Source organism: Paenibacillus sp. V4I7 (assembly GCF_030817275.1).
Lineage (GTDB): Bacteria > Bacillota > Bacilli > Paenibacillales > NBRC-103111 > Paenibacillus_E.
The window spans coordinates 4,394,973-4,406,573 of the sequence record NZ_JAUSZD010000002.1; the positions used below are offsets into that span (position 1 = coordinate 4,394,973).

Sequence of the window (11,601 nt, forward strand, 5' to 3'; positions counted from 1 at the left end):
TACTGTCTCTTCTATTACTTATCCAATCGTCAGACAAGAATTTCTTTCTATAATTTTGCTTTCAATAATCAAATTTTCCGAGTAATCCCCTTGCAGAACACCTAATTGGTGCATTAACAATCGGACAGATTGAGCCCCTAATTCCGAAGGCTGCAAATCCATGCTCGTCAATGACGGATTCGATTGAACCATCATAGAGAGATCTCCGCATATGACAAATAGAGAAACATCTTCTGGTACCCTGAGATTCAAATCCTTGAGTGCATTAAGGACACTGAATGCCGTGCGGTCATCATCTGCAATAATCGCGGTTACATTCTTCTTCAGTGTACCAAGGATATTAATCGTCTCGGCAAAGCCATAGTCCATGTATTCACTTGCATGAAGGGCAGGCTTATGATGTATCATGTGTTCTTCTACTTCAAGCTGATGATCTTTCATCGCTTTGATAAAGCCTGCTTTTCTATCGATGGACACGGTCATAAGTTCATTTGCATTTAAAAACATAATGTCTTTATGACCCTTGCCAATCAAATACTTGCATATGCTGTCAATAATCTTGTGGTTGTCGTTATCCACGCTGAAAGATTTATGAATATTGGAATTCATGACTCTACCGACAGTAACAAAAGGGATTTGTTCACCATGCATCAGGTTGATACGATCATCATCGGTCGTTGGGCTCATCACAACAGCACCATCAATCGGATAACTCGATAGGAATGGTGTTTTCACCTTTTGCACAGGAATCATATCAAGCAGAACCCTGTATCCATAAAAGGAAGCTTCCAGAATAACGCCATTGATGAACTGCGTATGAAATGCGCTAAAAAAGAAGCTGCCATGCGGGATGGTCAACCCGATCGCCATGGTTCTCTTCGTTGCCAAGCTTCGCGCAATATGATTAGGCACATAATTTAATTGTCTGGAGACTTGCATTACTCTCTCTTTGACTTCGTCGCTTGTGGGTCTTTTTTGGCTAAAAACATTCGACACTGTCCCTTTGGAGACTTTCGCTAATTTTGCTACTTCATCAATTTTAGCCATATATGATCAAACATCCCTTCAGAAAACCATCCATTTATCCTAATTCATCATTGAGTTTTTCCACTAAATCGATTAATTCCAGCGGATGGTTGATCGTATAGTCGGGTATTTCACTTTCGTCTGCGTGCAATTTCGGGTACCTGGGCGTCCAACTCAAGAAGACACTCGTAATCCCCATAGCATTGGCTCCTTTAACATCGCGGCTCAAGTTGTTCCCGACCATGACTATACGGGAGCAATCCTGCTCGCTGAGATCCAACGCTCCAATAGCGGCTTTAAACATACGAGAACTTGGCTTAGAAGCTTTAACCGTCTCTGAATAAACCATCGTTGTAAAATAATCATACAATCCATTTTGCGTTAAAATATTTTTGAACGATTGCGCCCTACCGTCGGCTACGATGGCTAGTATATATCCACGTTCGGCAAGCGTCTTCACCATAATATCGGCCCCTGGAATCACATTAGCTTGAATGACAATATCATGGTCATCTCTAATTTCGGTTCCTTCATCAATGATGGTATCTCCGCAGTCCAGAAAAACAATAAGCTTCTTTGCATTAGGATCAATCGTTGTCGTATCACTCATGTGTTACACCTCTTAAGTTTAATTGACTCGCATAGTGGCAGGCTGCATAATGATTTTCGCCGACGGCCTGCAGGTCTGGTTCTTCCTGTATACATTTATCGGTCTTATACGTACACCTTGGATGAAAGTGACATCCGCTTGGAGGATTAGCTGGATTAGGAACTTCTCCTTCGAGAATAATGCGATCCTTCTTATAATTAGGGTCCGGCTCAGGTACAGCCGACAATAACGCCTCCGTATAGGGATGCTTGGGATGATCAAACAGCGAATCGACCGGCGCCAATTCTACAATTTTCCCTAAGTGCATAACTGCTACTCTGTCGGATATGTTTTGAACGATGGATAAATCATGAGAGATGAAAATATAAGTGATCTGCAGCTGCTCTTGCAGGTCCTTCAGCAGGTTAATAATTTGGGCTTTAATTGAGACGTCCAGCGCCGATACAGCTTCATCACATACGATTAATCTCGGTTGAGAAATAAGTGATCTTGCAATGGCGATCCGCTGTCTTTGCCCTCCGGAAAAGGCATGAGGGTACCGTTTGAGATAACTGACATTTAATCCGGTCTTCTCTGCGATTTGGGTAACTTTGTCATCCAATTGTGATTTCGTAAGCTTAAAGTTGGCGAGCAGCGGCTCAGCAATAATGTCGTATACACTCATTCTCGGACTCAGTGATGAATAGGGATCCTGAAAAATCATTTGAATGTCTTTTCTATATTTCTTGAATTCTTTGCCTCGCAGCCCTAGAAAATCAACTTGCTCTTCACCTTCAGGTTGATACATCACTTGCCCTGATGTGGCATCCATCCCTCTGACAATACATCGGCCTAATGTCGTTTTTCCACAGCCTGATTCGCCGACAATGCTTAGCGTCTCCCCCTCCAACAGCTCAAAAGAGACGTTGTTCAAAACACGAATGGATGAAGGTTTGCTAAACAGCTTATTCTTGGATTTTACTTGAAAATCCTTATTTAGATTATTTACTTTCAGTATAGGTTTAGACATCCTTATTCTCCTTCGCCTTCATCCTTATAAAGAAAACATCTAACCATATGGCTATCGGATATTCGCGTTTTCGGCACGGCGTGTTTATTGCATACACCTTCAACCCTATCCTTACAACGATCATAAAAGCCGCACATTGGAGGCATATTGAATGCCATCGGAACTGTTCCTTCAATCGATTCTAGACGTGTATGTCTATTTCCGCCTAATCTTGGCATTGATTTGAGCAGACCCTTCGTATACGGATGTTTAGGATTATTGAAAATTTCTTCTACTGTCGATTGCTCAACAATTTTCCCCAGATACATGACAGCCACTTCGTCGCACATTTCTGCTATGATTCCAAGATCATGCGTCACCAGCAGAATGGCCATGCCAAATTCCTGTTGGAGTCCCTTCATAAGCTCTAACACTTGTGCTTGAATGGTTACATCCAGCGCAGTTGTGGGCTCATCGGCAATTAACAATTCCGGATTGCAGGACAAGGCCATTGAGATCATCGCACGCTGGCGCATGCCGCCGGAAAATTCATGCGGAAATTGGTCAAACCGCTTCTCTTGATCGGAAATCCCAACTTTACTGAGCATTTCTAGCGCTATCTTCTTGGCCTCTTTTTTATTTTTGGTACGATGGATCAAAATGGATTCCATGATCTGATTCCCGATCGTATACATTGGTGAAAATGCCGTCATGGGTTCTTGAAATATCATAGCAATTTTGCGACCGCGAATCGATCGAATTTGTTTACTGTGTGTATCTAAAGATAACAAATCCAAATGGTTTAACGCCTTCTCAGAGGTGGAGTGATAAACAATCTTCCCTGAGGTTTCACACTCTTTGGGATTAATACTGATGATAGCTCGACTGGTCAGGCTTTTTCCACAGCCGGATTCGCCAACTAGACCTAATGTTTTCCCTTTTTTGATCTCAAAATCAACGCCATCTACCGCTTTCATTTCCCCATTATCCATTTGAATGCGAATTTTGAGGTCTTGCACGGAGAGAAGGGGCTGCTCGGATTGTGAAACGGAAGCTTGAGATGTCATAATATCTCCTCGCCTTACTCTAATATGGGTTATTTCTTGTATGGATCAGCAGCATCGCGCAATCCGTCGCCTAGAAAGTTAAAGGTTAATACGGTAACGATAACAAATCCTAAGGGGATTAGCTTCCATGGGTACAAAGCGACATTCTCGATCTGTTGAGCTTCCTGAAGCAGAACACCCCAACTGGTAGCAGGAGAGCGTATACCAAGTCCAAGAAAGCTCATGGCCGTCTCGCCGAGAATCATGCCGGGTATGGCAAGAGTCGTTGCCACAACCAAGTAGCTGATAAAGCCAGGCAAAAGATGTTTAATAATGATTTTAGCATCGCTAACACCGGCTATTTTGGCTGCTAGCACATATTCCTCATTTTTCAACGAAATAAACTTTCCTCTTGCTACCCTAGCCAACTCCGTCCAACCAATAAAGGCGAAAATAATGACAATGTAGATATACATCGTTACTACGGGCACACGCGGTGGAATTGCAGCCGATAATGCCATCCATAGGGGAAGCGTCGGAAATGAACGAATAATTTCAATGAAGCGCTGAATGACCGAATCGAGCCATCCTCCGAAATATCCGGATACACCCCCGATAAACAAACCAAGGACAAAGCTAATCGTTACGCCAATGAGAGGGATACTTAATGAAATCTGACTTCCCATGACAATACGCGATAATAAGTCTCTGCCCATCCCATCTGTACCGAATATAAATATACGACCAGGTTCATCGACGCCAAATAGATGTCTATTCGTTGGAATCAAGCCAAGAAATTTATAGCTTTCACCTTTGACAAAAAAGCGGATCGAATGGCGAACCTTCTCATCCGGAACAAAGACTTTACGAAGTGTAACCGGGTCTCTGGCTGACTTTAGGTCATAGACAAACGGTCTAAATTGAAACTTGCCCTCGGCATCTATGAAGCTTACTTTAGCTGGAGGCGCATTCACATATTTACTGTCGTAGCTCTCCAAACCATAAGGCGCTATAAACTGAGCAAAGATGGCTGCTATGTAGAACAAGGATAGAATCACTAAGCTGATACGGGCTAATTTATGCTTTTTTAACCTGTGATACATAAGACGCCATTGTGAACTGTAATAGACATCGTTGTTTTTTTGAGGCTTGATCACATTTAATTTCTGTTTCCCTGTTATCGGAATTGTTTTCATAGGTTATGTACCTCTGAACTCTGTGCGAATTTTTGGATCGAGCCATGCCAATAAAATATCCGAAATCAATGTCCCTATAACGGTTAATACAGCCATAAACAATAACCAAGTGCCTGCCAAATACATATCCTGGGCTAATAATGCGTTATACATAACGGGGCCTTGAATAGGTAAATTCAAAACAATCGCTGTAATCGTCGAACCTGTGAAAATCGAGGTTAGTGACCATCCAATCGTACTAACGATCGGATTCATAGCAGCGCGCGTCGGATATTTAAGCAATATTTTCGTTTCCGATAAGCCCTTTGATCTAGCTGTCACCACATTCGGCTTATTTAATTCGTCCAACATTTGACCTCTCATGACTCGAATCAGCTCTGCTGTGTTCGCCAAGCCAATTACAAGAACTGGGATAATCATATGCTTCAGCAAATCAAGAACCTTGTCCATCGACCAACCCGCATTGACGAATTCACTTGAAAATAGCCCTAGCAAGGGATCACCAAAATATACATAAGAGAGGTACATTAAAATAATAGCCATTAAGAAGTGAGGGGTAGCCATGCCAAGAAAGCCTATGGCTGAAAAAATATAATCACCAATTGAATATTGTCTTACCGCACAGTAAATGCCGATTGGGATCGCCACCGCATAGGTAAAGGCCATCGTTACCAAAGAGACGATGATCGTTAACCCCATGTATTGCGATATGACGTCCATAACAGGCCTGTTATAGCTGAACGAATACCCGAAATCGAAATTAATAACAATATTTTTCATCCACGCTAGGTATTGCATAAACCATGGTTGATCCAATCTTAAGCTTGCTCTCATTTCATCCATATCTTGTTGCGTCATGACATCGCCTGCCACAGACATCTTAGCCGCATAAGTCGATACATAGTCACCTGGCGGCAGTTGAATGATATAGAAGACGATCATTGAAATAAAAATAACGACAGGGATTACCAAAATGATTCTTCTTAAAATATATTGGAGCATCTCTATCCAATCCTCTCCGCTTAATTCGAAGATGCTGTTGAAGATAAGGGGGAAGTTAAGCTCCCCCTTATTGGTTGACAGGTTTAACTTATGGCTTGATATAAAATTGCGAAGGATGACCATGCCCTAAACTGCGGAATTCATCGGCATGAACCAAATCTTTCGGTACGTTACCCATTTTATTTGAGGCGACAACCAACGTTGGTGTTGGACCGGCATAACCAATCATCCATTGATTTTTTTGATGAAGCTTAATGATCTCATTGCCCCATTTATTGATATCCTCTTTACTTGTAGATGATTTCACTTTGTTCCAGTAGTCCAGAATTAACGCTACATCCCCTTCTGGTTTGACCCCTTCTTTGCCATTGGATGATGTAAACAATCCGTAATGTCCGAACCATGGGGTCAGCACTCTCAGAGGAACAAGCGTATCAGGCCGGAAAGCTACATTGACTAACGAAATATTTTCAGTGGTCGCTGGGATCTTATTCGAGTACTTGAGTTCCTGCTGAGTTCCTGCATCCACAACTTTAACGTCCATCTTAATCCCGACGGCTTGATAATACTTTTTAACTAATTCTAGAAAAGTTGCCGTGTTAGTACTTCCTTCAATAACCGTAATCGTTAAATCTGAGCCGTCTGCATTCAAACGGAAATTATTTTTATCCCGTTTGGTCAAACCTAACTCATCCAATAATTGATTGGCACGATTCACATCGAATTTGCTCCACTGGTCTGACCAACCTTTTTGGAAACCAACTAAGCCCTCCGGAACCGATGCTTGCACAGGAGCACCTAAACCATTCGTAACGATCTCGGAAATTTCTTTACGATCAACGGCAACGGACAGCGCTTCTCTAAATCGAATATCCTGAAACAGCTTGCGCAGGTTAGGGTCTGGAGTGGTCTGATTGAGTTGAATGCCCGCACTTGACCAAGTTGGCGTGGTCCACGGCAATACCCGGAACCCTGCTTTCTTCTCATTTTCTTTCAATACGGTGAAATCTTTAAAATCAAAGGTAAGAAGATTATAATCTCCCGCTAGTGTACCAAGAACTCTTTGAGCGGGGTCTTGAACTTTAGTAGCGACAATGCGGTCCATATAGGGGAGTTGGTTGCCTTCGCTATCCACTTTCCAAAAGTAGGGATTGCGTTCCATAATAAATTGATCACTATTCGGATCATTTTTAGCGACCCAAGCTCTTAAAGTCGGGATTTGTGGGTTTACCCAATAATAATAGCCCGTTGCTACCAAGAATGACTTAACATCCTCAAAGCCCCATTTTTTTGCGATCTCTAGAGCTTTCTCTTGGCCTACAAATTCAGGCAGTATCGTTTTTTGGAAATGTGCCGGTGCAAAGAACCATTTGTTGTCAATGGCAACACGCTCCAGGAACAGCACACTTGGATACTTATGTACAACCTTAAAGCTATAATCGTCAATTTTCGTAACTTTAGCTAAAGCTTTTTCCCCTGTCACAGGATCGACGGAGTAATAAGCGTCATATATTTTTTTGCCGAAGGTTTCTTTCGTCAGCATGTGCTCCCAGTAGAACAGGACATCATCAGCTGTGAATGGCATGCCGTCTGACCACTTCATGCCCTTCCTTAAATAAATGGTGAATTCGGTTGAATCTTTATTCACTTCAAAACCTTTGGCCACATTAGGTTCAACAGCGCTTCCATCCTTGTTAAAACGGAAAAGCGCCTCCTCTGTCGGTTGACCGACTGCCCAACGATCATTAGGCCCGGACCAAGGCATTTTCCAGTCGCCGCCATATTTGCCGATCTCTTCGGTTACTTTTTCCACCATAATATCTTCCTTAATCGGCATACGTTCAATCACAGGTTTCAACGTGCCTGCACCGACGAGCTTAGTTAACATCGGGGCCTCTTTGTAGCCGTCAGCCTTCACTGGTGCAGAGGCAACAGGCGCTTTCGTTGCCTGAACATCTGAACTTGGCTTTGGATCACCTTCACTCTCACATGCTGCAAATACAACGGCAAAGATCAACATCATCCCTACAAAAAACAACTTGTTCTTGTTCAAACCAATCCCCTCCATGATTATACTGGTACTTCAATCTTCTTCATCAAGCTCTGAAAATTGTTTCCCTTCACCTCCTAGGTTGATCACGCATTAAACCGGTTTAATACAGATGAGTAGTACGTAGGTCGTAAATCAAGTTAAGTATATATGGAGTTAAACCGGTTTAATTGAATTTACAAAAAAAATAATTGTAAGCGCTTAATACTTTGCGAGTTAAGAGGACTTAGCACTCCCTCAATTAAACCGGTTTAATACAGGGGCAGCATAGGTGTAAGCGCTTTATCATTTTGTAATATCGTACATCGGATTTACGTCTATTGCAACATTTTTTTTGGAAGAAATTAGGGGGAGTACAAAGCAGGAATGCCACTGTCCAAAGCTAAAACAAGTAACCGCGCGTCCGTGCTGAATAAGCTCGAACGCGCTTATTCAGGAGCAACCCAAACCCAAAACATATAAATTCAAAAAAGACCCTGGGGGTTCACCTGCCCACAGAGCCTTTCTAATGAATCCTTCTTATTTCATAGGACTTTGACTTTTCCTTTTTTATGGGTATACATGCGATGATCCGCTTGGATAATTAATTCGCCTAAGGTTACGGGCATAGCTGGATTGTAATGAAATAATCCGAGACTAATCGAAAGATGATAGATTCGACCAGCGCCTAAATTAAAGCTATGTAACCTTTGCTGGATTTTCAAGATGATTTCCTGTTCAAATGTATCTAAGCTGGGTGAAAGTCCATGCGTATCCGGTAAAATAACGGTGAACTCATCTCCACCCATACGGGCAATAATATCAGAATCAAAGAAAACTTCTTTCAATATATTTGCCGTATCCATTAAGGCCAAGTCCCCCATATGATGACCATGGGAATCGTTAATTTGTTTCATGCCGTCCAGATCGGCAACAATCAAATAAAAGCCATTGCCTTCCTGACCATTCGCATGTATAAACTGCTGCGCCTGGTTAAAAAAACCTCGACGATTGTAGAGACTCGTCAGCTCATCAATAATCGATAAGTTATACAGCTCGTCCTGAAGTCGATGACGTTCAATTGCATAACGCATGGAACGCATAATGACCGAACTGTTGACTTGTCCTTTAATCAAATAATCCTGAGCTCCATGCTGTACGGCATTTATTGCAACCTTCTCATCATCAAGCCCGGTCAGTACAACGATTGGGATAGCAGGCGCTTGCTCCCGAAAGCTGATGATTGTTTCCATGCCATGACTGTCCGGAAGTGAAAGATCAAGTAAAACAACGTCAAATGCATCCTTGGTTATCAGTTCAATGCCCGTTTCCAACTGATCGACCCATTTCAATGCAATATTCTGATTATCTGTATCCGATAAAACTTCTCGAATCAATCGAGCATCTCCCGGATTATCTTCAATTAATAAAACCTTGATCAAAAGTTCTACCTCCTAGGCAGCTTAACAAGCGTAAGCCAAAAATTTTCAATCGATCTTACGACTGTTAAAAACTGCTCTAGGTTGACAGGTTTGGTGATATAACAATTCGCATGCAGATCATAAGCTCTTAAAATGTCTTGCTCTGCTTCAGAAGTCGTTAAAATAATGACTGGAATATACTTCAGCAGCGGATCTTTTTTGATTTCGGCAAGAACTTCAGTGCCATTGATTTTGGGAAGATTTAAATCTAATAATATAATGTCCGGCACAATTGCTTCCTGGTAGCTGCCTTCGCGTTTGAGATAAGCCAAAGCCTCTTCACCATCTTCAACCACGCTCAAATTATTGTTTATTTTCCCTTCCTTCAGCACTTCGACAATCAAACGAATATCTCCGGGATTATCTTCTACTAATAGAATTTCTACATTCTGACTGAGCTTATTATCAATCATATCATCTGTTCTCCTCTGTCTGGCAGCGTGAAGTAGAAGGTTGTCGAATAACCAGCTTCGGAATCAACCCATATTTTCCCACCATGACGTTCTATAATTTTTTTACAAATAGATAACCCTATACCAGTACCCTGGTATTTTGTTTTATTATGGAGCCTTTGAAAAATGAGGAAAATTCGGTCCCGATACTTCGGATCAAAACCAATGCCATTATCGCGAACTGAAAATAACCACTCATTTCCCTGCTGTTCAATCCCGACATGAATGATGGGTGCGCGGTTGGCATCGCGAAACTTAATGGCATTACCAATTAAATTTTGCAATAATTGCACCATTTGTGTAGGATCAGCCAGCAATGTAGGCAAAGGATCATGCGTGACCAACGCATCACATTCTTGAATCGCATGCTTTAGATTCGTAAATACATGATGCAGCACCACTTCAAAATCAACAGACTTTAGCTCCTTCCCCTTCGTACCCACCCTGGAAAAAGCCAATAAATCGTTGATCAAATTCTGCATGCGCTGCGCACCATCAACTGCGTAATGAATAAAATCATCCGCGTCCTGATCTAATTTACCTTGGTATCGCTTCGCTAATAGCTGCACATAACTGGCTACCATTCGTAAAGGCTCCTGCAAATCGTGCGAGGCTACATAAGCAAATTGCTCTAATTCCGCATTGGAACCAGCCAAGTCTTCCTTTTGCCGCTTAAGCTCAAGCTCATTGTCTTGAATATTATGCGACATTTGGTTAAATGCCTCACATAGCTGCAGCAGCTCGACGGGAGCTGATTTCATACTGCTGTAATCGATTTTATAATGATAATCGCCTTGCTTCAGTCGCTGAACCCCTTTCAATAAATGCTGAACGGGATATTCAATGTGATACGATATTCGCAGCATCACGATAAACCCGAATGTAAGCACGATACAAATGATTAAAATCATAACAAGTAATTGTCTGTTAAAGGTTCGATACACTTCGTCCCGCTCAATTTCGTTAACAGCTATCCATTTTCCGTCATTCACCAACTGGTAAGTCCCGAAAACTTCCTTGCCTCGGTAACTCTCATAAGTCGTGGTTGCTTGTATACCTTGCTTCGCTCGTTCGAGAATATCGCTGTTCAATTGAAACTCCAACCGTTTCCAATTTCCCTCGAATCGCGATTCCGTGATTAGATAGCCGTTGCGATCAATCAAATAGGATTCACCGCTGTCTCCATAACGAAATTGCTCCATGAGCTTATCGATTGTCTTTAACGAAACCGTTCCATAGATAACACCATCAAATTGCTTCTTTTTATCCATAACAGGAGCGGAAAATAGAATCATCGGTTGATTAGTAACTTTACCGAGCAGCACATCAGATATATATTCACGGCCTTTGGCGGCTTCTTCCAAATAGGTTCGTTCGGTAAAATAAGCGCCAATTTGGTTCATGGTGCTAAATTCCACAATGCCTTCTTTATTCGCAAAAGAGACCGCTTCAAACTCCTGTTGATGTGACGCAAAAAATGTAAGGTTATTTTGAATATCGTCAATATCAAGCTCTATGGTCGATTGTAAATTAGCTAGATTGCGGATTTCAGAAGCTCTTGTAGCTACCCAACTATCTATGCCTGTTTGCTGAATCGCACTATCTTTTCGCATCGAATTAATCTGATTGTTTTCCGTTTGGCGATACTGTAAAAAGGAATAAGATGAAATTGTAAGCAGTCCAACCATAAGCACTAAGGAAATTCCCAAAAACCGCAATCGTGCTTTTAAGCTTTGAAATCGAAGCAATCGCAATAAGAGGTTCATTGGTT

The 11,601-nt window shown here is 41.9% G+C and carries 10 protein-coding genes; all 10 read right to left on the reverse strand.

From position 1 onward, the window contains the following. Positions 1-18 precede the first annotated feature (18 nt). The 10 genes from QFZ80_RS21415 to QFZ80_RS21460 all read right to left on the reverse strand — a co-directional run bounded on the left by QFZ80_RS21415 (position 19) and on the right by QFZ80_RS21460 (position 11,596). On the reverse strand, positions 19-1,047 hold the full coding sequence (locus QFZ80_RS21415; protein WP_307554356.1) for a LacI family DNA-binding transcriptional regulator: 1,029 nt from the start codon (positions 1,045-1,047) through the stop codon (positions 19-21). 34 nt (positions 1,048-1,081) lie between these two features. Continuing rightward, the gene (locus QFZ80_RS21420) at positions 1,082-1,636 is read right to left on the reverse strand and encodes an HAD family hydrolase (protein WP_307560906.1); all 555 of its coding nucleotides are present in this window, start codon (positions 1,634-1,636) and stop codon (positions 1,082-1,084) included. After that, positions 1,629-2,645 (reverse strand): ABC transporter ATP-binding protein, encoded by a 1,017-nt coding sequence (locus QFZ80_RS21425; RefSeq protein ID WP_307554352.1) that lies wholly within the window; start codon positions 2,643-2,645, stop codon positions 1,629-1,631. The genes QFZ80_RS21420 and QFZ80_RS21425 overlap by 8 nt, the downstream gene beginning before the upstream one ends. 2 nt (positions 2,646-2,647) lie before the next feature. Continuing rightward, a complete protein-coding gene (locus QFZ80_RS21430) occupies positions 2,648-3,691 on the reverse strand; it encodes an ABC transporter ATP-binding protein (protein ID WP_307554350.1) in 1,044 nt (347 codons plus the stop codon). A 29-nt stretch (positions 3,692-3,720) separates the two neighbouring features. Continuing rightward, on the reverse strand, positions 3,721-4,866 hold the full coding sequence (locus QFZ80_RS21435) for an ABC transporter permease (protein WP_307554349.1): 1,146 nt from the start codon (positions 4,864-4,866) through the stop codon (positions 3,721-3,723). Positions 4,867-4,869: 3 nt separating this feature from the next. Beyond that, positions 4,870-5,868 carry an ABC transporter permease gene (locus QFZ80_RS21440; protein ID WP_307554347.1) on the reverse strand — a complete coding sequence of 333 codons (999 nt, stop codon included), beginning with the start codon at positions 5,866-5,868 and terminating at the stop codon, positions 4,870-4,872. Positions 5,869-5,956: 88 nt separating this feature from the next. Beyond that, complete coding sequence (locus QFZ80_RS21445; protein ID WP_307554345.1) at positions 5,957-7,921, reverse strand: ABC transporter substrate-binding protein; 1,965 nt, start codon at positions 7,919-7,921, stop codon at positions 5,957-5,959. 521 nt (positions 7,922-8,442) lie between these two features. Beyond that, positions 8,443-9,339: a GGDEF domain-containing protein gene (locus tag QFZ80_RS21450; RefSeq protein ID WP_307554343.1), complete on the reverse strand. Its 897-nt coding sequence runs from the start codon at positions 9,337-9,339 to the stop codon at positions 8,443-8,445. A 5-nt stretch (positions 9,340-9,344) separates the two neighbouring features. After that, positions 9,345-9,791, reverse strand: coding sequence for a response regulator (locus tag QFZ80_RS21455; RefSeq protein ID WP_307554341.1), 447 nt, complete (start codon positions 9,789-9,791; stop codon positions 9,345-9,347). Then, positions 9,788-11,596: a sensor histidine kinase gene (locus QFZ80_RS21460; RefSeq protein ID WP_307554339.1), complete on the reverse strand. Its 1,809-nt coding sequence runs from the start codon at positions 11,594-11,596 to the stop codon at positions 9,788-9,790. Before QFZ80_RS21460 ends, QFZ80_RS21455 begins: the two co-directional genes overlap by 4 nt. Between the last annotated feature and the right edge of the window lie 5 nt (positions 11,597-11,601).

Excerpts from the sequence above, each read along its gene's own strand:
- QFZ80_RS21430 (WP_307554350.1), bottom strand. The coding sequence starts at position 3,691 with ATGACATCTCAAGCTTCCGTTTCACAATCCGAGCAGCCCCTTCTCTCC.
- QFZ80_RS21425 (WP_307554352.1), bottom strand. The coding sequence starts at position 2,645 with ATGTCTAAACCTATACTGAAAGTAAATAATCTAAATAAGGATTTTCAA.
- QFZ80_RS21460 (WP_307554339.1), bottom strand. The coding sequence starts at position 11,596 with ATGAACCTCTTATTGCGATTGCTTCGATTTCAAAGCTTAAAAGCACGA.
- QFZ80_RS21420 (WP_307560906.1), bottom strand. The coding sequence starts at position 1,636 with ATGAGTGATACGACAACGATTGATCCTAATGCAAAGAAGCTTATTGTT.
- QFZ80_RS21455 (WP_307554341.1), bottom strand. The coding sequence starts at position 9,791 with ATGATTGATAATAAGCTCAGTCAGAATGTAGAAATTCTATTAGTAGAA.
- QFZ80_RS21440 (WP_307554347.1), bottom strand. The coding sequence starts at position 5,868 with ATGCTCCAATATATTTTAAGAAGAATCATTTTGGTAATCCCTGTCGTT.
- QFZ80_RS21435 (WP_307554349.1), bottom strand. The coding sequence starts at position 4,866 with ATGAAAACAATTCCGATAACAGGGAAACAGAAATTAAATGTGATCAAG.
- QFZ80_RS21415 (WP_307554356.1), bottom strand. The coding sequence starts at position 1,047 with ATGGCTAAAATTGATGAAGTAGCAAAATTAGCGAAAGTCTCCAAAGGG.